Origin of the sequence: Psychromonas sp. KJ10-2, from assembly GCF_047323255.1 — a bacterium.
In the GTDB taxonomy this organism is placed as follows: Bacteria; Pseudomonadota; Gammaproteobacteria; order Enterobacterales; family Psychromonadaceae; genus Psychromonas.
This window is the reverse complement of sequence record NZ_CP178827.1, coordinates 3,664,857-3,687,868: the sequence shown is the minus strand read 5'-3', so window position 1 is coordinate 3,687,868 and position 23,012 is coordinate 3,664,857. Positions and strand designations below refer to the sequence as shown.

The following is a 23,012-nucleotide window of genomic DNA, read 5'->3' as shown; positions in this document are numbered from 1 at the left end:
TACTTCAAATAGCAGTCCTTATTTAAGGATTATGTAACCCTCTATTATCGACGTTAATCGGATTGTAACTTATGAATAAAATTTGGCTAAGTGCACTGACTTTACTGTGTGGTACAGTACTTGGTGCTTGTAATAATAATACATCGCCGTATCCATCAAACTTCACTATTAGTAGCACAGTTATGCAGGACGGTGGCACGCTTCCTAAAATTTACACGTGCGATGGTGAGAGTATTAATCCACCAATTAGTTGGCAAGGTGCGCCCGAAGGCACACAATCTTATGCCGTTATTATGCATCACAATGCCCCTGAAGGAATTCATTGGTACTTAACTTTATATAATCTAGCGGTAAATATTACCCATTTAGACAGTGGCTTTTCCTTCAATAAAGAACAAGGACAACAAGGTACCAATAGTGTTAATCAACGAACTGAGTATGCACCACCTTGTTCGAAAGGCCCTGGTGAAAAAGCGTATATTTTTACTGTTTACGCACTCTCTGAAAAAGTATCATTGTCAAATAATACACAGGTTGATCGAGCCACTTTATTAACGGCAATTGAAAATGTCACCTTAGCATCTGCCAACATGACAGTTACCTACCAACGAAGTGAAACGGATCAGCCGCCTACACCTAAACCTCCAATCGAAAAGAAACATACAACAACGCAACCATTGGAGTCAGCAAGGTGCACTCGTATTGAGAACTCAATTAAACAAGCTGGATTTGCAAATAGTGTTCAAGTCACTTGTGATCAAGAATATGCTTATGTAGCTTCGTCAACTTATCCAGATCATCAAATGATGACAGGTATTACTAGCACTAATGAGCAAGTACCTGTACCCGCTTTAGATTATTCAGCCCCCATTAAATTACAGCCTAAGAAAGCAGATCAGATAACAACCATTGATGCAGCCGTTGGTGTTGCTGTTAATGGAGTTCCTATTTACGACTACTCATCTCAAGGTGAACTCTCCATTGAACAATATGATGCTGCACACGATACATTAGCACTTGGCCAGTTAGATATTTGTGGCGGTCATTCAGGAAGAGGTGATGATTACCACTACCATGTTTCCCCCACTTGTATGATAAACACAATGAGCAACCAAGGTAGCGATGCGATTATTGGTTGGGGTTACGATGGTTACCCTTTATATGGAAATAAAAACCCTGACGGCACGACTATCTCTGAAAATACGTTAGATGTATGTAATGGACAATCGGATCCAGAATTTGGCTACCGTTACCACACCTCTATAAAGCCGCCTTATATTATTCAATGTTTAGTCGGAGAGGTAGATACAAATCAATTACCAAGAGTAGCTCCACTGAGTGGTGATACCCAAGGAATACGCGCAGACCTAAGACCACCACAGGATAGTGTTGAGAACTTACAATATATCACTGAAAAAGACGGCAGTCGTAGCATGCGCTATAGCTACCAAGGTAAAGAATACTTCACAACCTATCGTCCTAGCGACCAAGGTGAGCAGTGTTATGACTTCCAACAAAAAACCATTAGTAATGGCGGTAAGCTAGAAAGCGGGACTTTCTGTCGATAAAAATTATCTGCTAAACCATTAATACAAAGGTAAATAATGCATCAAATAACATTCCGACTATACATATATCTACTATGTTTACTCTGTTTCAGTGCATCACTAAGTGCACATACATTAAAAGAGAGCACGGCTCAGGTTATCTTACGTGATGGACAAGTAGAGATAACGATTATTACCCAGCAAGATCATTTAATTATTGCCATGCAAAATGATCTTGCTTGGTTAATGGGCGACTTACAGGAGGTTATGCCAGATAATTTAAGTGCAGCAAAACAACAAGCATTTATCGCACATAGCTTACAAAAATCCACTCAACTAACAGTTAATAATAAAAGTATTGATATACAAACAGGCAAACTTGTTGCTCATGAGAAAGGAGAAATCGAAATAACCTTACAAGCGAAACATCAGTTTGAAATGGTTAAAGATATCTCAGTCAGTTTCTCTAAAACACTGGGCGTGGTACACGTTAGCTTTGTAAAACCTCAATATGCTTTGGTTAAAGCTGGTCAAGCAGCCAGCGCTAGCTTTTAAATTGTTTGGTGATAATCATTATGCAATACTACTTTAATGCGTTAAATCAAATTGCCTATTAATACTAGAGAACCTGTGAAACTAATACATAAGTTTTTTCTTGCTTTTTTTATCACCAATATCACCTTAGTCGGCGTGATGTTGGTTTTTATTTATATTAATTTCACCAAAGACTTTAATCATTTCATTGACCAACAAGAGCAAAAGCACTTTAGTGAAGTTAAACAGCAGCTAATAGATATCTACAAAAAAACCAGAAATTGGGATGCAGTAGTAGATAATAGTCAACAATGGCGCGCTATTGTTGACCCTCAAGAAAAACCACAAAATGATAAGCAAGCGATAACAGAGCGCCCTACTCTTCCTTCTCTATTATGGTTTGAACTCCCTAATAACCTATTAAAAACAGGTCGCCGTATTAGCCTGTATGACCAACAAAAAAAGGTCTTAGTCGGTCGGGAAGATATTAATGAAAACCCTCTGATTGAACCAATTTTAATAAATAATAAAGCGGTTGCCTGGCTTGGTCTGGTCCCATCTCGATTGTCTGCCAGTAGTCCTGCTAAAGCCTTTTTAAATGCACAACTTCATAACTATTTAATGATTGCTTTATTGGTAATATTACTGGCCTTTGTGATGGCCATTTTGTTATCAAAACACCTCACTAAACCTATTCAACAAATCGTCAACGCAACAACCGCACTTAATGAAGGTGACTTTGATAAAAGAATCCCCTCACTCTCTCAAGATGAATTAGGCACCTTGTCCCAAAACGTTAACCATTTAGCCAGCACCCTACAAGATAACCAACAAATGCGCTTTCAGTGGATGTCCGATACCTCTCATGAATTAAAAACACCATTAACCGTATTACGATCACATTTGATTGCAGTACAAGACGGTATATTTACCGCCGATCAAGATCGTATTAGCTTGTTAATCAATCAAGTAGATAATTTAAATTACATTGTTGATGATTTATCACAACTCGCCCACAGTGATACCGCACATTTAACCTATGAGTTTCAAACATTGAATATGGCCGAGTTAGTACAACAAACGATAGACAGTTGCCGAGCTCGGTTTCAACAACGTCAGCTCCATGTGGCTCCGCTACATTTAAATAAAGCACACCATTATCAAGTGAATGGCGATCCAGAACGTCTTAAGCAATTATTGATGAACTTGATGGAAAACAGTTGTCGCTATACAGATCCTGGTGGGCAAATTGCAATCTCCCTTAAACCAGTAAAACAGCAACTTCAATTAACGATTTCAGACTCTGCTCCTGGGGTGAGTAAACAGGAACGAGATAAATTATTTGAGCGATTTTATCGTGTTGAAAAATCACGTAGTCGAGAGTATGGCGGTTCAGGGCTTGGCTTAGCACTTTGCCAACAAATCACTACTGCACATAAAGGTGAGATTTCATTGCAAGACTCACCTTTAGGTGGATTACAAGTGACATTAACACTACCGAAAATAGGTACATTTAGATGAAGCACCCTACTATTTTGATTGTTGAAGATGAACGGCATATCGCAGAGGTATTAATCGCCTATTGTTTGCAACAAGGTTATCACGCTCATCATCTTGATAACGGCGCATTAGTTGTCGACTATATTAAACAGAATCCTATTGATTTGGTTTTATTAGACCTAATGTTACCGGAAGTTGATGGAATAACGCTATGTAAACAGATCAGAGTTTTTCTAACCTCCCAATAATCATGGTAACAGCCAAACAACAAGAGCAAGACCGTTTAATAGGACTAGAAACGGGAGCCGATGATTATATTGTTAAACCTTTCAGTCCTAAAGAGGTGATCGCAAGAATTAAAGCCGTATTGCGCAGAACTAATCACACTAGCTTGGATACAATCAATTACGCCGGATTTCAGCTTTATGCAGACGGTTACGTGGCCTTATTGGAACAACAAAAAATCGACTTCACTGCCGTAGAGTTTAAAATTTTCCTGTTGTTTATCACTCATCTTGGAAGAGTGTTCACCCGCGAAGATATTATTCAACATATCTACAAAGATGATGCATTAGAGGTATCAGACCGAAATATTGATACTCATATAAAAAATATTCGAAAAAAAGTGGCTGCAATTAAAAGCGACAGTAACCCTATCAGAGCCATTTATGGTGTAGGTTATAAGTTTGCACAGGAACAGTAATACTAAGGATAAGGCGAATACCATGAAGTAAAATAATTTATTAGCTCATGGTAAGCAGCTTAAAAAGAGCAAGAACTTAACCAGTTGATAATATTATCACTACGCTCTTAACCTTAAACAAATACTAACGACCGCATGGTCGGTACTTTCACCATCAATATCAAAGATTGGGTTTATTAAGTGTTTATCGGTATTAATGTAATCACTTACTTCATAAAAGTTAGACTGCGCTTTGGTATCAAATTCACTAGATAGCAAAATATAATCCAGCACTGAGCTACTTTGACCGAAATAATGAGTCGCTGCTCGCTTTAGCTGCTCCTCTGATAAAACGGCTTGATTCGTTTCGTATAATGTCCATGCATCACGCAAGGTATAAAACTGCATTAACTGCTGTTGCTGCTGATCATTATTAAACAACAAATTTGGAGTCGTTAAATGCGCTAAAATGCCATCCTGCAATGGGTTATTAAAATCCCCCATTAAGATCATTGCATTCCCTGTTTTGGCACGCCTTTCAACCATATGCATCATCAATAAAGTCGCTTCACTACCACGCTGAATAGAAGAAGCCCAACCACCAGCAACTTGCGCTTTAAACTGTTCAATCACTTTTCCTTCTAATGACGTAAGCGGATCAAGCTCAACCTGCCATGCGGCACGCTTGGATTTAAAGTGCACGACATAACAATCACATAACCCTAAATGCGGTATATCAACCGTTGCTCTCACCACTTGCCGACTAAAATCAAACTCAGCACTTAACCCTAACTGAATAACAAGATCTTTATCAACAGGCACAGATGCAACATCAACAATAGGAAATTTACTGGCTAAAGCGACAACAGGGTCACGATAAATAAAATCATCAATGACAGTCGGTTGGTCAACCACAGCAAAGTGTTGGTAGCCGGAATCAGCCACTAAGCTTTGTAAAGATTCAATACTAAACACTTCTTGAAAGCCAATAATGTCAGGCTGATGTTCAGTTAAGTAGGTTGTTATCCAGCGCTGTTTTTTTGCCATTGCTCCGCTGAGTAGATGCGATCAAAATCATAAAAAGCATCCGGCGGAGCTAGATAATTGAACAGGTTAAAGGTCGCGACTTTAAATGCAGTTTGTGTACTATTTGGCACATCAGATACCTCACTCTGCTTCAGTGAAGGGCCAGAAGAATTAACTGCAGTAATATGATTAATGATGGAAAGTCCTTATAAATTGGATAGATACTCTCAATGCCTTAAATAATAACACACAACACACACTTCAAAACAAAAGGGTGATCATGAACCCTTAAGCTATTACACTGTCTATCATCAATACATCTTTTCTTTATAAGGACATGTTAATGAAATTGTTTCTGAAACTCGCATTAGCCCTATTGCTTTTATTAGTTATCGCAGTCGTTGTTGTTGTCGCAACAGTGGATCCCAATGACTATAAACAGCAAATTCAAGATCAAGCAAAAAACGCCATTGACCGAGACTTAGTGATCACTGGTGACCTAGGTTGGAGTTTGTATCCACTACTCGGTTTCAAGAGTGGTCAAGTAACACTACAAAATAGCCCTGAATTCGAAGAAAAAACGTTACTAAATGTACAAGAAGCAGCGGTATCAATTAATATATTGCCATTATTCTCAGGCAATATCGAAATTGGAGAGATTGTGCTTGATGGTGTTGAATTTAATTTAATTACCAATAAAGACGGTACGACTAACCTCGATGATCTTACTGCTGAAAGCACTGATGAAACAGCAACTGATACTGCAGAACAAGAAACAACAGACACAGAGGAAGAAACCTCGAGTTCACTAGACCTCTCTAAATTTGTATTATCAGGTATCAATATTACCAATGCCACTTTAAAAGTGATTGATCATCAAACCGATGAAATCCAAGAAGTGGCGATCAATAGCCTACAACTTGAAGAGTTTGCATTTGGGCAAGTTGCTCACTTTAGCTTAAATAGCTCAGTTAAAAATAGCCAAGTAGAAGCGGATATTGATGTTAATGCAGATATCTTTGTTGATGCTGACTTAACTACGGTAGAACTGACTAACCTAACCATTGAAAGTGATATTTTAAGTGATGCCCTATCAGGCAGTAAACTTAATACAGTGTTCACTAGTGGTTTAAAATACCAACCAGAAACACAAGAGTTAGATATTCAAGCAATCACTATTAACAATACATTTACAGGTGATTTCTTAGATGGCACCATTTATATTAACAGCAGTGATATCAATGTTGTTGAGCATAACCAAGTGAACCTAGGTAAATTAACTTTAACGAGTAGCTTAAATGGTTCTGCATTACAAAATAACCAAGTAAATAGCACATTAGAAACTAATCTTGCGCTAGATATCGCCAAACAGACAGCAAAAATTGATACCTTTAAAGTAAACAATACCGTTAAGGGTGATGATGTTGAAGGCGAAATGAACTTCTCGCTACAAGAACTAACCATCAGTGATTTCCAAAAAATCCTTATTAAACAATTCACCATCGACAGTGAAGTCACGGTTGCCGCTATCGGTGAAAACAAAATCAATAGTGATATCTCTACTGACATCAGTTACGACCTGGACCAGCAAAAACTGAGTTTAACGTCACTTAAAACCAAAGTGGATGATATTGAATTAAATGGTAAAGTGAGCTTTGTGCAACAAACTGTGCCAGTAATTCGTTACACACTAAACGGTAATGTTTGGAACCTTAACCCTTATTTACCTGAAGCAACTGAGAGTACTGAGTCAGCAGAAAGTACAACTACAAGCACAGAAACAAGCGAAGAAGTTGAACCCGATTTAAGTATTCTTAACGACTTAGATATCAAAGGGACGTTAACGATTGCCGGCGTGTTATACCAAGATATTACTATAGGTAAAATCACCAATGGTTTAACCGTTAAAGATGGTAAAGCCACCATTAACCCATTGACTGCAAACCTATATGACGGTTCAGTTAGTGTGAATGCTTCAGTTGATGAAAATGGCGGTAAAAATAGTTACCAAGCAACCACGGCACTTAAAAATGTTGCCTTGCTGCCTCTATTAACAGATGCTGCACAAGTTGATCTGTTAAGTGGTACAGCGAACTTTAACCTAGCAGCTAGCGGACAAGGTCTAACCAGCACTAAAATCCAGCAAGGTGTCAATGCTAAAGGTGATTTTAAAGTAATAGATGGTGAGTTATATGGAATCAACTTACCTTATGAAATCCGTGTATTTAAAGCCAAACTAACAGGTAAAACCATTGAAGAAGATAAACTAGTTAAAAAGACAGACTTTGCTTCTTTGACCGGCGAGTTTACCGTAGATGAAGGTATTGCGGATAATCAGAAACTAACCATGACATCTCCAGTTATTCGTTTAGATGGTGCAGGGACAGCAGATACTATCAAGCAAACTATCGATTACAAGTTGGGAGTCACACCTTTATCTAAAACTGATGAAAGTACTAGCTATGGAGACTTAAGTGGAGTTTCTATTCCACTGCGAATCCAAGGGTCATTCTCTGACCCAAGTTTTAGCCTAGATACTGAAGGTGCATTAAAAGAGCAACTTGAAGCCGCTAAAACAGCTGTGAAAGATACCGCTAAAGAAGCATTAAAAGACACTGCTAAAGATATACTATCTGGTGAAAAAGTCTCTAAGGATGACTTAAAAGAGGAAGCAAAAGACCTAAAAGACAAGTTAAAAGGATTATTTTAATCGATAATATTTAACATCTTTTATTGTTTTATAAAAAGCTGATTCAGGAAACTGGATCAGCTTTTTTAATAGAATGTATATCTGAAACATAATACCTATACACTATTACCAATCAAACTCATTAACCAATCTATTTTACTTGTTAAAATAATTGGTATTACTTTTAAGAGGAATTGACTCTGTGAAAATGATCAACGGTTTAACAGATATTATTGATAAATTTGACACCTTCATTCTTGATCAATGGGGAGTGTTACATAATGGTGGAAAGGCTTTTCCTGAAGCAATACAAGCATTAAACTTTTTAAAATCACACAACAAAAAAGTCGTTATCTTATCCAACAGCGGCAAAAATAGTTCATTTTCCTATGCCCGACTCACTGAATCAGGCATCAACCGTGACCTTTATCTAGATGTGTTAACTTCTGGCGATCACATGCGTCATAACTTCAAGTCAGGAAAGTTCAAAAGCCTAGGGCAACAAGCTCTACACTTTAAGTGGGAAGAGGACGATACAGTACTCGAAGACTGTGCAGTGCAATCAGTTGCAACAGTTGAACAAGCCTCCTTTGTATTATGTTGTGGGGTAGACAGAGGTAGTGTTGAAGCTTATATGGATGATTTAACCATTGCCTACCGTAATAACCTAGAATTAGTCGTAAGTAACCCTGATCTGGTTGCCATGACCCCAGAAGGTAACTTAAAAACCTGCCCAGGTGCCATTGCTATTGCTTACCAAGAAATGGGCGGAAAAGTACATTGGCATGGCAAACCACAAAAAAAGATCTACGACATGTGTAAAACACTGGTCGGCGGTTGGGATAATGCGATAGCTGTAGGCGATAGCTTAGAACACGATATAGCAGGGGCAAATGGTGCTGGTATCAGTAATTTGTTTATTACCAGCGGTATTCATGCCGATAAGATTTCAGATAAAGCAAGTATCGAAGTAATTTCCAAGCAATATGAAGTATCTCCGGACTTTTATGTCGACTGGTTTAAACAATAAGCTTGATATCTTCTCTCTCTGTTAATGAGTCAATTTACTGACCGTTAAAATTTGAGCTAGGCTATTTTGTTTGTAACGATAGCCTAATTTAACCTTTTTCTATTTTATAACGTACATATTACATAGCGATTAAAGAGAAAAATTTAATCGCTTATATTTATCAGAAATAGGCGTTTATTAACCATCAAAATTAATATTAATCTCTCTATCTACTCACTTTCCCCTAGTCTTTTTGCTCATTTAATGTACAAAGAACTATTCTCAAAACAATCAAGATGCTGGGTATTTTGGTAAAAATAAAACGATGTCGAAGAACAATATAAAATAAGAATCATCCCACGTAGACCAAAATTCAAAAAACATAAAATTTTAAACAACAAAAATTGTGATAAAGATCACTATATGTCACTTTTATTATTACTTTATTGTGAATTCTTGGAGAAATTTATATAGATTGGCAACTGTGATTTAAAAGGACACGGAAAGTCTACATTTTTGCAGGAAGCTTTTAACACATCTTCCTGCTTGCCTCAATAATAACATTTAAATATGACAGTTTTTTAATTTAAATGACTCTAATAAAAACAGGAAAATGAATATGACATTCAATAAATATCTACTAGCTATCACGTCTAGCGCAGTTATCGCCTCTCCTCTTTATGCAGCAACAGTTTACCAAACAGACTCACAAGTTACCAAACAGACTCACAAGAATTTAATATCGGTGGCCGTGTGGAAGTACGTGGGAACGTCACTGATGGCGAATACTCTGATGCATCACGTGTACGTTTAAACGTAAACGGTAAAAACAAGCTAAATGAAGATTTAACTGTATTTGGACGTTACGAGTTTGAAATAACTGAAAATGAAGATGATAATGATGCGAACCTAAACACTCGTCACCTATACGTAGGTGCAGATACACAGGCAGGCTCATTTATTTACGGTCACCAAGCTAATGCGGTAACTTACTTAACTGACTTTACTGACCTAGCAGAAACATTCAGTGGTTACGTTAATGAAAATACAGTAACAACCGCAGACCGTTCAAAGAATACATTACGTTACGTGTACCAAGCTGATGCTTTAACTGTACAAGCTTCTGCTACGCAAAACGCAAATGACAACGCTGACGGTTACGGTTTAATGGCAGCTTACAAGTTTAGCCCAGAGCTTGAATTAGCAGCTGGTGTAGCAACAAGTGACCAAGAATACGGTAATGGTACAGACACAGATGATTCAACATCATACTTAGTAGCTGCTAAATACGCTAAAGATAGTATTTACCTATCGGCAATGGGTATGGCTGGTAATATCTCGGCAGATGGTATTGAAGACTCAGACTTCGTAGCTGCCGATGCCTTTGCAGCTTACTACTTTGGTGCCAACCAAGAGAACGTTGTGAATGCAAGCTACAGCTACTACTCAGCTGACGATATCGATTCATTAGATACAAACTTTATTGGTATTGAATACGCTCGTTACATGGGTAACTTTGCATTATACGGTAGCTACAAACTAGCGCTAAACAACGATAATTCAAGTGATTATACAGCTGGTAACCGTGAAAATGAGCTACAGTTCGGTGCTCGTTACGGTTTCTAAGGCTTCTGATTAAACACGCACATATCAAAAAGCACTCTTCTGAGTGCTTTTTTGTGTTAAATTAAAAGATTAATTGATTAATAAAAATAATTTTTCTCTATACACACAGACCAAATTGCTCAATCAACACATTTCTCTTCCCCTTTAAGCATAATGAGTATCAAATATGAAACTATTGAAATTTATAACCCTTGCCTTAATCAGTAGCCTAAGCCAACAAGCCTTTGCAGATATCCAGCTAACCGTGCCCTCTCAGGTATCACTAAAGGTTGTGAATGGTGAGATCGCTAAACAACAAAACTCGTTAATATTAAAAGATGGTAAAAACCAAATTGCTTTTCAATATGAAGGGAATTACCGTGCAGGTGGCGAGGTTAATTATTTCACCACAGATATCATATTAATCACTTTTGAAGGAAACAACCAAGACTACACAATGAGCTTACCTAGATTACGCTCTGAAAAGCAGATTAATCAATTTAATGAACAGCCAGAAATCACCTTAACAGATACTAGTGGTAAAGCCGTTTCTTTTGAGCAAGGTAAATTAATGAAAAATGGCATCCAATTTAACCGAGACTTAGTAGCTGAAGCCGCAGCGTATAATCAAACAGACAAACCCGCTTCATTACACCAACCTGCCACTATTATTGTTCCTGCCAATGGACAAACAGAAGGCGATGTAGCAGGACAAATGCTAGATTACTGGTACAAAAAAGCAGATGAGAAGACCCGTGCGCAATTCAAAGCACGTATTAACCAATAATTTACTTTTATCTCTTGTTTGCGCTTTGCTTGACTCAGCAAGCGCAAACATCTGCCTCCCCTTTTCCTCATCAATTTATGCCTCACAGATAACAAAGCGCTATATGTTGCATTGCACTTTCATCTAAACTTGTTATGATTCAAAACACTTATAGTCGGGGAGCCGAAGGCTGAGAACGAATGCGATACCTTTTAGGATTGCATCGATACCCGTTGAACCTGATACAGTTAGCACTGACGCAGGGAACTATGTAAACACCTACCATAGTGCATCTTTGCGCGTATTGGGTTTTCTCATATAGTTCCGAGGCGTTGTAATCGGAGCAATGATGGCCAATAGCAACCTTAAAACTCAAATAGCAGATTCAATGACAACCTCTTCAGCTCAGGCGGAGGTGCCGATCGTATTGACCATCGCAGGTTCCGATAGTGGCGGTGGTGCAGGTATTCAAGCGGATATTAAGGCTATTTCAGCCACAGGCAGTTATGCTTGCTCAGCAATTACCGCGATCACAGCGCAAAATACCTTAGGTGTTTCTGGTATTTTCCCCATTCCACTAGAGCATGTTGAAAAGCAATTAGACGCCGTTTTCAGTGATTTAAATATCGTGGCGGTAAAAGTTGGTATGCTAGCTGATAGTGATATTATCAGCTTGGTGACCAAAAAATTAAAACAGTACCAGCCTCAATTTATCGTCATTGACCCGGTAATGGTCACCACCAATGGTGACTTATTATTAGAAAAATCAGCCATCCAAACATTAAAATCTGAGCTGTTTCCTTTAGCAAACATTATTACTCCAAACCTACCTGAAGCCGCAGCATTAATCGGCGACAGTACATCACAGAACCTTCCTGAAACAACCCAACAAATGCAGTCGATGGTCAAAGGGTTACGTCAATTAGGAGCTAAAGCCGTGTTATTGAAAGGGGGATATTTACAACAAGATAAGCACAGTACCGATCTGTTAATTTTATCTCATGTTATTCAAGAGTTAACAGCTGATCGAGTTTACACCAATAATAACCATGGGACAGGTTGTACACTTTCTTCGGCTATTGCTTCCTATTTAGCACAAGGTTATCTATTGGCAGAGGCAGTACAAGCAGCAAAAAATTATATTACGCACGCGTTAATGCATGCTGACCAACTCACTATCGGTAAAGGACGAGGCCCGGTACATCACTTTTACCAACAACACAACGACAGTGATTGCTAACATGGCCTTAACCATTACAAAAACAAAGATGCTACATTCACCAGCCATTACTATTGAACAAGGTGTTATACGCTATCAACAAGATACTCAACCTGTATTATCTGGGCTGGACATGCAGATGCCTGCACAAGGATGGAGCTGTATTTTAGGTCGCAGTGGTTGTGGCAAAACGACCCTATTACGCTACCTTGCGAATTTACTAACGGACAAGGTGCAGTGGTCTGGCGAGTTATCTACTAGCAATCAAATAGCACTTAAAGAGCAAGTCGCTTATATGGCTCAACAAGACTTATTAATGCCTTGGTTAAACGTATTAGATAATGTATTACTTAGCGAAAAGTTTACCCCCAAAACACCATCTTCCCCTTCAAAAACACAGCAACACCATAAAGCATTAACGTTGTTAGCTGAGGTCGGCTTAGCTGATAAGGCCCAAGCATTACCACAAAATTTATCAGGGGGAATGCGCCAACGTGTCGCCTTAGCCAGAACCTTGATGCAAGATAAACCAGTAGTATTAATGGATGAACCCTTCTCGGCTTTAGATGCAGTAACGCGCTATAAACTACAAAACCTAGCACACCAATTATTAAAAGATAAAACGGTTTTATTAATCACTCATGACCCATTAGAGGCCGTTCGCTTAGCTGACCAATTATATATCTTGCATGGAAAGCCCGCCTTTGCGAGTGTACTTTCATTGCCAAATTCCGCCCCTCCCAGAGCATTGAATGCAGAAAGTGCGATATTACAGCAACAAATTATTCAACAATTAGAGCAAGATTATGAATAAATTTCCTAATATTAACGTCTTAACTCAGCGTATTAACAACCCTGAAAAAGTGTTGCAAAACAGCCTACGAATAATATTCACGTTATTGATGCTTTTGGTGATTTGGCAAGCCAGTGTATTAATATTTAAGTTACCTAGTTTTATTTTACCAGAGCCTTTATCGGTATTTGAACGTTTAATAAGTCGTCTCGATATTTTACTTAAGCATAGCTGGGTAACAACACAAGAGATTGTTTTAGGTCTATTGTTAGGCTTATCCATGGGACTATTTTTTGCCTTACAGATGCTCCTATTTAAACCGGTAAGACGTTGGTTACTACCCATTTTGATCGCTAGCCAAGCTATTCCCGTATTTGCTATCGCCCCTATTTTGATGATCTGGTTAGGTTACGGTATTGCCTCAAAAATAGTGATGGCGGCGATTATTATTTTCTTCCCTGTAGTGACCTGTTGTTATGACGGGTTAAAGAACACACCTACTGGGTATCTCGATTTAGCCAAGACAATGCAAGCCACTAAATGGCAACTATTACGCCATATTCAATTACCAGCCTCTTTACCTACACTCGCTTCAGGGATACGTGTCGCTGTGGTGATAGCGCCTATTGGTGCAGTTGCTGGCGAATGGGTTGGGTCAAGTCAAGGCTTGGGATATTTGATGTTACAAGCCAACGCCCGCATGTTAATTGATGAAATGTTTGCCGCGCTATTTATCTTATCGGCTATTTCCGTTGGGCTTTATTTCATCACGGACAAACTTTTAAACAAATTAATACCCTGGCAACTTTAGTTATTTACACACAACACTGTCCATTGAATGGACTAATATTGGAATAATAAGGAAATACCTGCAATGAAAAAGCACTTTTTACTGACATCACTGACATTACTTTTCACTCTGTTTACACAGTCGACAATGGCACAGGAAAAGAAAGTCACCTTGATGTTAGATTGGTTTGTTAACCCAAACCATGGCCCAATTGTGATAGCACAACAACGAGGCTACTTTAAGCAACAAGGTTTAAGCATTGATATTCAAGAGCCAGCCGATCCAAGTCTTCCTCCTAAACTAGTGGCGGCAGGTAACCTAGATTTAGCAATAACCTACCAACCAAACCTAATTATTGATGTCGCAGAAGGGCTACCGTTAGTACGTTCTGCAACCCTCATTGCCACACCATTAAATACCTTAATGGTATTGGATAACGGCAAAATTAATAACCTAAGTGACTTAAAAGATAAAAAAGTCGGCATTGCTATCTCAGGTAGTGAAGAAGCGATTATCGGCAAAATGTTAGAGACAGTAAATCTAACTTATAATGATGTTGAAATCATTAATGTGGGTTGGGCTTTATCTGCTTCTTTAGCATCAGGCAAAGTGGATGCCATTTGGGGTGGATTACGTAACTTTGAAAGTAACCAATTAGCTTTAGAAGGTTTTGAATCAAAAGCTTACTTCCCTGAAGAGCACGGCGTACCTGCTTATGATGAATTAATCTTTGTTGCCAATGCTAACAACTATGATGCAGCGATGATCAAAGCCTTTAACAAAGCCTTAGAACAAGCCACTATTTACATCACTAATCACCCTCAAGCGGCACTGGAAAGAGTTTGTTAGTTATGCACCAGATACCTTAGACAATGAGCTTAATAAACGCGCTTGGAAAGATACTCTGTCACGCTTTGCACTGCGCCCTTCAGCAGTCGATTTAACACGTTACGACGATTACGCTCAGTTTATGTTTGACAATAAACTGATTAAAAAACTGCCACAGGCAAAAGACTACATGCCAAGCTTCAAATAATATAGTGATTAGCCTACTGATTAAGCGAGATAACCATGAATCATCAAGATTTAATTAACGCTTGCCAAGCTGATTGGCAAGCCTACACAAAACACCCTTTTGTATTGCAGCTTGGCAATGGCAGCCTAGCACAGCCATGCTTTTTACATTATTTAAAGCAAGACTTTCTATTTTTAAAACAGTACGCCCGTGCTTATGCTCTCGCCATTTATAAAGCAAATACATTGGCTGATATGCGTAAAGCCTTACCGAGTGTGCATGCATTATTGGACTTTGAAATTAATCACCATATTACCTACTGTAAAAACTGGGGATTAAACGAAGCTGATTTAGAAGCAGAAGATGAAGATGTGGGCACTGTGGCTTATACACGTTACGTGTTAGATGCTGGGATGACAGGCGATCTCGTAGATTTATATGCAGCGCTTGCGCCTTGCTCTATAGGTTATGCTGAAATAGGTCGATTTTTAGCTGAAGACAAAAATACCTTATTTGAAGGCAATGAATTTGCTAGTTGGATCGAACTCTATAGTGGAGAAGAGTTCCAACAAAGCATCATTGAAAGCACACAACACCTTGACCAGTTGTTAGCTGATATTGATATCAATAGCCCACGTGGCCAGCAGCTTATTAAAGTGTTCAAAACAGCCACACGAATGGAAGTGGCTTTTTGGCAACAAGGGTTAGATGCACTCAATCAAGGAGCTAAATAATGACTACAATCCAAGACAAACAACAATTGATCACAGAGGCACTACTTAGCTTACGTGAGCAAAAACCACTGGTGGTCAACATCACTAATTATGTGGTAATGAATAATACCGCTAATGCATTACTAGCCATTGGAGCTTCACCTATAATGGCGCATTCCCGACAAGAGTTAGCGGAAATGATGTCCTTTAGCGGCGCTTTAGTGATTAATATTGGCACCTTAGACAGCCAATGGATCCCACGTATGCTATATGCTGTTGAGCAGGCTAATGCCAATAATAAACCTGTGGTATTAGATCCTGTGGGGTGTGGCGCGAGTAGCATACGCACAGAGACTTCACGTCAAATTGCAGAACTCGCCAAACACCTGATTATTCGTGCTAACGCCTCTGAAATCATCGCTTTAGCCGGAGAGCAAGCGACCAGTAAAGGTGTGGATGCGCTAGACAGTAGTGAATCGGCGGTCAATGCTGCACGTTATTTAGTTAAAACTTACCAAGCTAATGTAGTTATTTCTGGTGAAGTGGATTACATCATCACAGCACAGTCTGAAATACAGTTATATAACGGGCATGCAATGATGCCATATATTACTGGTATGGGCTGTAGTTTAAGTGCCCTAACCGGTGCCTTTGCTGCGATTGGTGAAGATACAGGTTTAGCCGCAGCTGCCATTTTAGGTATTGCCGGTGAACTGGCAGAGAAAAAGTCAGCTGGACCAGGCAGTTTGCAAATGAATCTCTTAGATTTGCTATACCAAATTGATTCTGAAATGATTGTTCAACACCTAAAACTGACCATTAATTAAATTATCAAGGAATATACATGAACCCGTATCGTTTATATTTAGTTACTGACGACCAGCAAGATTTAACAACTCTGTTAAAAGTGGTTAAAGAAGCCGTTGCGGGTGGTGTAACCATGGTACAAGTGCGTGAGAAAGGCGATAATATTCAGTCTTATATTAAACGTGCTCAAGCCGTGAAAAAGGCATTACAAGGAACTCAAGTCGCACTTATTATTAATGACCGTGTAGATGTCGCTTTAGCTGTTGATGCTGATGGGGTGCACCTTGGACAATCAGATATGCCAGTTCAACTAGCCCGCAAACTAATTGGTCCAAATAAATTATTAGGGTTATCCATAGAGAATGAGCAACAACTGCTTGAAGCAAATGATTTACCGCTGGACTACATTGGCTTAAGTGCAATTTTTGCAACACCAACCAAAACCAATATCAAAAAACAGTGGGGAATACAGGGGCTAACAAAAGCACTACAACTTAGCCAGTTCCCAATTGTTGCTATTGGTGGGATCAATCACACTAATTTAGATTCAATTATCGAGACAGGTGTGGACGGTGTCGCCTTAGTATCAGCCATTTGTCATGCAGAATCGCCACAACAAGCAGCTGCGGATTTATTAAAGCAGATACAAGCAGCCACACCTCACCATTAACTCTATTTTTAGGGCAGGTTAACGCTAACGATTAATCTGTCACTGTAAAACTATTAAGAATAATTTACACTGTAGCTCATATCGTTAAGCTAATCATAACAATGAGCGCATTATGAATATCACCTTAAAACAACTGCATATTTTTATCACCATCACTCAAGAAAAAACCTTAACCACAGCGGCGGATAAACTGTTTTTAAGCAAACCAGCGGTTAGTATGGCCTTAGCGGAGTTAGAAAAGCAGCTAGGGCATAAATTGTTTGAACGTAAAAATAACCGTTTATTGATTAATGAAATGGGTAAGGCTTTACTGCCTTTAGCCGATGAACAATTAGAGCGTAGCAAGGCGATTATTACCCTCTTTGACAGTCATAACTTTCAAGGCAAATTACGTATAGGGTCGAGTAATACCGTAGGTAATCATCTGCTGCCTATTTTATTGTCTCAATTCAGGCAAGTGAGCACTCATCAAGATCAATTTATGTGCATCGATAACAGTACCAGTATTGGTAACCAACTGATCGACTACGAGCTAGATATTGCATTGGTTGAAGGTTTACTCATTGATAAACAATTACACGTTGAACGATGGTTAAAAGATGAGATGGTGATTGTTGTACATCCTGAACATCCATTAATGAAGCATAAAGTAGTGACGATAAATGATTTACATAATCAACATTGGATATTACGAGAGAAAGGCTCTGGCTCACGACACTTTTTTATTGACCATATTGGGCAACATTTAACAGATCTGGATATCGCCTTTGAGTTAACCAGTACCGAAGCGATCATCAATTGTTGTGCATCCGGATTAGGGATGGCTTGTATGTCTAAAACTGCAGCGCGTCATGCATTAAACGATAAACGCGTAGTCACCTTACCTATTGATATTGATATGTCGCGAGATTTATACCTGGTCTGGCATAAGGAAAAATACCAAAGCCCAATTTTACAAGAGTTTATTAATTATTGCCGTCAATGGACTTTATAATACTAATTAGATTAAATAAGTGATCTAAATTTTGCGTAGGAAAAATGACTTAGTTTAAGGTGTTAATTGAGCCTATCGATGATTAACTTCGTTAATCATCTGTCGGAGAATGAACGAAAAGATATTCATTCTTTAATGGCTATTTCCTTACGAAATTCACAACAAATAAATAAGTTATTTTAACAAGTATAATAGATCAGTTAATTAGTATGATTGGTATGATTGGTATAATCCTTAAACGAAATGCCCCATACAAAAATGCCCGATAAGCGAACTTTTCAGGCATTTTAAGATTAGCTGGTGAATAGGGAAATACCCGTTTATTTAGCTTTTTTCATCTCACCTTTATGTTGTAAAAAGTTATTAAATTCAACATTTGTAACTTTACCATCGCCATTTGCATCTAACATGTCGAATGTAGGACGTTTTTGACCTTTATGCTTCATGATAACTTTTGCATCAATCTCTTGTTGTGTAATTTTACCATCAGCATTGCTATCTAACTTATCAAAACCTTTTAATAAACGCCCTTTTGCTTCATCTTTAGTGATTGCACCGTCGTTATTTGTATCGAATTTCTCAAAGTTTGCTTTTGGGTGACCTTTACCTTTATGCATTTTTTTCACTAACTCAAACTCAGCAGAAGTAATTTTACCATCTGAATCTGTATCAACTTTATCGAAGCCTTTTAGTAAACGCCCTTTTGCTTCATCTTTAGTGATTGCACCATCGTTATTCGCATCGATTTTATCAAAGCTTGGTTTTTTATGGCCTTTATCTTTGTGCATTTTTGAGGCTGCTTTTAGCTCTTGCTTAGTAATATCGCCACTGTTGTCTACATCAATTTTATCAAAGTTATCTGCTAAACGCCCTTTTGCTTCGTCTTTACTGATCACACCATCATCATTGCTATCCATTTTCTTAAAGTTAGCTTTTTTATGGCCTTTACCTTTGTGCATATCAAATGCAGCTTTTAACTCTTGTTTAGAAAGGTCACCACTTTTATCTGCATCAATTTTATCGAAGTTTTCAGCCAAGCGACCTTTTGCTTCGTCTTTGCTGATCACACCATCATCATTGCTATCCATTTTCTTAAAGTTAGCTTTTTTATGGCCTTTACCTTTGTGCATATCAAATGCAGCTTTTAACTCTTGTTTAGTAAGGTCACCACTTTTATCTGCATCGATTTTATCGAAGTTTTCAGCCAAGCGACCTTTTGCTTCGTCTTTGCTGATCACACCATCACTGTTGCTATCAATTTTCTCAAAGCTTGGTTTTTTATGACCTCTGCCTTTACCTTTATGCATCTCTTGAATTTTTGCAAATTCAGCTTCAGAGATTGAACCATCATCATTGCTATCTACTTTATCAAAATGCTTTAACAACATGCCTTTAGCTTCACTCTTAGAGATAGCTTTATCAGCGTTTGTGTCCACATCAGAGAAGTCTAATTTATGGTTTCCACCTTTACGCATGTTTTCCATTGCGTTGTATTCAGTCGTTGATAATGAACCGTTTGCGTCACTATCAATTTTATCAAAGTGCTTCGCTAAACCACCTTTTGCTTCATCTTTAGTGATAGCACCATCTTTGTTTGTATCTACTTGTGCAAACTCAGGCTTCTTAGGTTGCTTACCTTTATGCATTGGTTTTGCAGCATCAAATTCAGCTTTAGTAATTTCACCATCATTATTAGTATCAAAATCAGCAAACTTAGGTTGTTTACGATCTTTCTTCATTTGTTTGATGTTCTCAAACTCTGCTTTTGAAATTGAACCGTTTGCATCCGCATCCACTTTATCAAAACGCTTAGCTAATTTACCCGTTGCTTCTTCTTGGCTAATTTCACCATTGTTGTTGCTATCAAAACTTGCGAAGTCGTTATTTGCAACTTTATTCACTGCAGCCATTGTTAGAGAGCTAGAAACGATTAATGCAACACTGCTTAACATAAATAACTTTTTCATATAAACCTCTTTTTACTTTAGTAATAATGGCTCTGTTCTAAGCCGATGTAGAGATAATAAAGAAGCAATGTGCAGGAAATATGGATAAATTAAGGAGTTAGCGTTTTTATGCTATTTTTTAAGAGATATTGATCACTGAATGTTGATGTGTATCGCCTCATTGAGGCGATACACTGAATAGTGGCTTTATAGTGCGAACTTATAACCCACACCATAAATTGATTGAATACAATCAACCTCGGCATCGACATTTTGTATCTTACGACGTAGGTTTTTAATATGGCTATCAATGGTTCTATCTGTTACTACTCGGTTATCAGAATAGATTTGCGACATCAATTGCTCACGGCTAAATACTTGGTCTTTATGTTGATGAAAGTGGGCAAGAAGACGGAATTCTGCACGTGTTAAGCTAACCTCTTGCCCTTTCACTAATACTTGCATAGTTGACTCATTAATACTTAAAATTTGCTCAAAGGCTTTTGTATCGTCACTAGCACGCCTTAATATGTTCTTTACACGTACCACTACTTCACGTGGACTATAAGGCTTACAAATATAATCGTCAGCACCTAGCTCTAAACCAATAAGACGATCGATTTCATCTACACGAGCGGTTGCCATCACCACAGGAACCTCACTAAAGGTACGTAGTTCTCGGTAGATATCTAAACCATTTTTCCCTGGTAACATAAGATCTAAGATTAACAAATCAATAGGATTATTTTTTAACCAGTCAATGGCTTGACTGCCATCATTAATCACATCGGTAACAAAACCCGATAAACTAAGATACTCGCTTAGCACTTGTGCTAAGGACTCTTCATCTTCCACAATTAAGATACGTTGTGACATAACACTTCCTTTAAACAATTATTTTGATGAGATAGGCAGGTTAATAGTGATCGCTAAACCACCTAGCTCTGAATGGCTTGCTAACATTTTGCCATGGTGTGCTTTGACAATCGTTTGGCAAATAGATAAACCTAAACCTGAACCACCACTTAAACGACTTCGTGATTCATCAACCCTAAACAAACGTTCGAATAGTTTAGGTAATGCAGCATCTGGCACACCAGGCGCACTATCTTCAATACGAATTTGCATGATCTTTTTATCTTGGGTGACTTGCACATTTAAAATACCAGGACCATCGGTATAACGTAAACTGTTCTCGAATAAATTAGAGAAGAGTTGAGTCAAAGCCTTACTGTCTCCGGTAATTGTATTAACTGCACTTTCTTGAAAATAATGTTGTAACTGAATTTTTTTCTCTTGAAAACGTAATTGATATTGTAAGCAATTATTTTCAATTAGTTTCTTAATGTTAACCGACTCAGTTAAATCAAATTGCATGCCCGCATCGGATAAGGATAACTGATATAAATCATTCACCAGTTTATTCAAGTTTTGTACTTGGTAATGCAAAGAGTCAATATACTTAGGCTCTGGTTTACGGATACCATCCTGTAATGCTTCAATTTCGCTTTTTAACACGGAAATAGGGGTGCGTAATTCATGTGAGATATCAGCCAACCATTGTTCTCTGGTCTCTTTTTGCACTAATAAGCTTTGGCTTAATTCATTAAAACGCATTGATAACGCAGCTAACTCATCTTCACCATCTATTTGTATTTTAGTTTGGTAATCGCCTTCCTGTATTGAACTAGTTGCATCTTCCAAGCGTTTCAAAGGCGTTAATAAGTGACGCACTAACAACCATGACAGCACAAAGGAGATTAATGTCACCCACAATACAATCCACATTAAGTTGTATTTTTGTTGTTTATGGAAGCTGCTCTCTAAAGCGCCAGGTGTAATATCACGCTTTTTGGTTGCCACCCAGCCCACCAGTTTATGGTTATATCTGATTGGCACTTTAACTATCTCATCATTGCCTAGTGTGATGTCTTTATTCCATAGCGGCCTCCAGTTATTATCAAATACAGTAATACGTCTCAGTAATCGAGCCACATAACGTGATCGAGCTTTTTGTGGTTCACTACTATTTTCTGATGGTCGCGCAAAAATACGCCCGAGAATAAATTCTGCTACTTCAGGTGTTAACTCATCCCACCCTTTATCTTCAGAATAATAGGAGGAAAGGTTTTCTGACACTAGGCGTAGTTTCCGCTCTTCTCCATGGTTTAAATAACGCTGTAACCCTTGTTGAAAGCTATCATCAATTAAACTGGCGATACCGATCACCATCAAGGAACTGATCAGTAACATAGAAAATAGGATTTTTTAAACAAGGTAAGACGCATCAAGCACCCTTAAACAGTAAAAGTAAACAAAGTATAAGATAGGCATAGCTTATAGCCGAAAGTACATAATATCATTTTTATCGTAATAACAGACAATAGCACCAAAAATGAACATTATTTTTTCTATGACATAGTTTGATGAGTAAAAGTTCGCCCTTTCTAATAGCCCGTTATACCAATTGTATTAAATAACTGATCTAAATTTTGCGCCGGAAAAATGGCTTAGTTTGAGGCGTAAGTTGATGTAAATGGTTGTTCCCTATACGAAAATTACAACGAAAAAATAAGTTGTTTTAACAAGTAAAATAGATCAGTTACTTACTATGATTGGTATTAATATCAATCACTCTCATTAACTACTCTATTCCCCTTGTTAAAGTAATTACTATCGCTGACTTCAAATAATGGGCAAAAAAAAC

22 protein-coding genes and 1 riboswitch are annotated in these 23,012 nt (G+C 38.1%); of the genes, 17 read left to right on the top strand and 5 right to left on the bottom strand.

The genetic code is table 11. The annotated features are described in order from the left end of the window. Nucleotides 1-71 precede the first annotated feature (71 nt). The 5 genes from ACLKL2_RS18210 to ACLKL2_RS18190 all read left to right on the top strand — a co-directional run bounded on the left by ACLKL2_RS18210 (nt 72) and on the right by ACLKL2_RS18190 (nt 4,284). Nucleotides 72-1,568, top strand: coding sequence for a YbhB/YbcL family Raf kinase inhibitor-like protein (locus ACLKL2_RS18210; protein ID WP_413692713.1), 1,497 nt, complete (start codon nt 72-74; stop codon nt 1,566-1,568). A 36-nt stretch (nt 1,569-1,604) separates the two neighbouring features. Next, nucleotides 1,605-2,102, top strand: a complete 498-nt coding sequence (locus ACLKL2_RS18205; RefSeq protein ID WP_413692712.1) for a hypothetical protein — start codon at nt 1,605-1,607, stop codon at nt 2,100-2,102. Nucleotides 2,103-2,177: 75 nt separating this feature from the next. After that, entirely contained in the window at nt 2,178-3,602 is a 1,425-nt protein-coding gene (locus ACLKL2_RS18200; protein WP_413692711.1) for an ATP-binding protein, read from the top strand. Beyond that, nucleotides 3,599-3,829, top strand: a complete 231-nt coding sequence (locus ACLKL2_RS18195; RefSeq protein ID WP_413692710.1) for a response regulator — start codon at nt 3,599-3,601, stop codon at nt 3,827-3,829. Before ACLKL2_RS18200 ends, ACLKL2_RS18195 begins: the two co-directional genes overlap by 4 nt. Before the next feature lie 2 nt (nt 3,830-3,831). Then, complete coding sequence (locus ACLKL2_RS18190; protein WP_413692709.1) at nt 3,832-4,284, top strand: winged helix-turn-helix domain-containing protein; 453 nt, start codon at nt 3,832-3,834, stop codon at nt 4,282-4,284. A gap of 99 nt (nt 4,285-4,383) precedes the next feature. On the opposite strand, the gene ACLKL2_RS18185 is transcribed toward ACLKL2_RS18190, so the two are convergent. Both ACLKL2_RS18185 and ACLKL2_RS18180 read right to left on the bottom strand, forming a co-directional pair. Beyond that, a complete protein-coding gene (locus ACLKL2_RS18185) occupies nt 4,384-5,310 on the bottom strand; it encodes an endonuclease/exonuclease/phosphatase family protein (protein ID WP_413692708.1) in 927 nt (308 codons plus the stop codon). Beyond that, nucleotides 5,286-5,420 carry a hypothetical protein gene (locus ACLKL2_RS18180; protein ID WP_413692707.1) on the bottom strand — a complete coding sequence of 45 codons (135 nt, stop codon included), beginning with the start codon at nt 5,418-5,420 and terminating at the stop codon, nt 5,286-5,288. The genes ACLKL2_RS18185 and ACLKL2_RS18180 overlap by 25 nt, the downstream gene beginning before the upstream one ends. Before the next feature lie 212 nt (nt 5,421-5,632). Here ACLKL2_RS18180 and ACLKL2_RS18175 point away from each other — a divergent pair, with 212 nt between their 5' ends. The 12 genes from ACLKL2_RS18175 (at nt 5,633) to ACLKL2_RS18120 (ending at nt 18,359) form a co-directional block, all read left to right on the top strand. After that, nucleotides 5,633-7,999: an AsmA family protein gene (locus ACLKL2_RS18175; protein ID WP_413692706.1), complete on the top strand. Its 2,367-nt coding sequence runs from the start codon at nt 5,633-5,635 to the stop codon at nt 7,997-7,999. Between the two features lie 187 nt (nt 8,000-8,186). Continuing rightward, entirely contained in the window at nt 8,187-9,008 is an 822-nt protein-coding gene (locus tag ACLKL2_RS18170) for a TIGR01459 family HAD-type hydrolase (protein WP_413694363.1), read from the top strand. 732 nt (nt 9,009-9,740) lie between these two features. After that, complete coding sequence (locus tag ACLKL2_RS18165) at nt 9,741-10,613, top strand: porin (RefSeq protein ID WP_413692705.1); 873 nt, start codon at nt 9,741-9,743, stop codon at nt 10,611-10,613. A gap of 166 nt (nt 10,614-10,779) precedes the next feature. After that, nucleotides 10,780-11,379, top strand: a complete 600-nt coding sequence (locus ACLKL2_RS18160; protein WP_413692704.1) for a YccT family protein — start codon at nt 10,780-10,782, stop codon at nt 11,377-11,379. 145 nt (nt 11,380-11,524) lie between these two features. Next, nucleotides 11,525-11,641: riboswitch (TPP riboswitch) on the top strand. Between the two features lie 105 nt (nt 11,642-11,746). Continuing rightward, a complete protein-coding gene (gene thiD / locus ACLKL2_RS18155; RefSeq protein ID WP_113818980.1) occupies nt 11,747-12,598 on the top strand; it encodes a bifunctional hydroxymethylpyrimidine kinase/phosphomethylpyrimidine kinase in 852 nt (283 codons plus the stop codon). A gap of 1 nt (nt 12,599) precedes the next feature. Next, a complete protein-coding gene (locus ACLKL2_RS18150; protein WP_413692703.1) occupies nt 12,600-13,391 on the top strand; it encodes an ABC transporter ATP-binding protein in 792 nt (263 codons plus the stop codon). Beyond that, nucleotides 13,384-14,181, top strand: coding sequence for an ABC transporter permease (locus ACLKL2_RS18145; protein ID WP_413692702.1), 798 nt, complete (start codon nt 13,384-13,386; stop codon nt 14,179-14,181). Before ACLKL2_RS18150 ends, ACLKL2_RS18145 begins: the two co-directional genes overlap by 8 nt. Before the next feature lie 63 nt (nt 14,182-14,244). Continuing rightward, entirely contained in the window at nt 14,245-15,009 is a 765-nt protein-coding gene (locus ACLKL2_RS18140) for an ABC transporter substrate-binding protein (RefSeq protein ID WP_413692701.1), read from the top strand. 222 nt (nt 15,010-15,231) lie between these two features. Then, the gene (locus ACLKL2_RS18135; protein WP_413692700.1) at nt 15,232-15,909 is read left to right on the top strand and encodes a TenA family protein; all 678 of its coding nucleotides are present in this window, start codon (nt 15,232-15,234) and stop codon (nt 15,907-15,909) included. Continuing rightward, a complete protein-coding gene (gene thiM, locus ACLKL2_RS18130) occupies nt 15,909-16,715 on the top strand; it encodes a hydroxyethylthiazole kinase (RefSeq protein ID WP_413692699.1) in 807 nt (268 codons plus the stop codon). Before ACLKL2_RS18135 ends, thiM begins: the two co-directional genes overlap by 1 nt. 17 nt (nt 16,716-16,732) lie before the next feature. Further along, nucleotides 16,733-17,365 (top strand): thiamine phosphate synthase, encoded by a 633-nt coding sequence (thiE, locus tag ACLKL2_RS18125; RefSeq protein ID WP_413692698.1) that lies wholly within the window; start codon nt 16,733-16,735, stop codon nt 17,363-17,365. Between the two features lie 112 nt (nt 17,366-17,477). Further along, complete coding sequence (locus ACLKL2_RS18120; protein WP_113818973.1) at nt 17,478-18,359, top strand: LysR family transcriptional regulator; 882 nt, start codon at nt 17,478-17,480, stop codon at nt 18,357-18,359. 320 nt (nt 18,360-18,679) lie between these two features. Here ACLKL2_RS18120 and ACLKL2_RS18115 read toward each other — a convergent pair whose 3' ends face one another. From ACLKL2_RS18115 to ACLKL2_RS18105, 3 genes are all read right to left on the bottom strand, one after another. Continuing rightward, entirely contained in the window at nt 18,680-20,326 is a 1,647-nt protein-coding gene (locus ACLKL2_RS18115; RefSeq protein ID WP_413692697.1) for a hypothetical protein, read from the bottom strand. A 186-nt stretch (nt 20,327-20,512) separates the two neighbouring features. After that, nucleotides 20,513-21,181, bottom strand: coding sequence for a response regulator (locus tag ACLKL2_RS18110; RefSeq protein WP_113818975.1), 669 nt, complete (start codon nt 21,179-21,181; stop codon nt 20,513-20,515). A gap of 18 nt (nt 21,182-21,199) precedes the next feature. Further along, nucleotides 21,200-22,558, bottom strand: coding sequence for an ATP-binding protein (locus ACLKL2_RS18105; RefSeq protein ID WP_413692696.1), 1,359 nt, complete (start codon nt 22,556-22,558; stop codon nt 21,200-21,202). Nucleotides 22,559-23,012 lie beyond the last annotated feature (454 nt).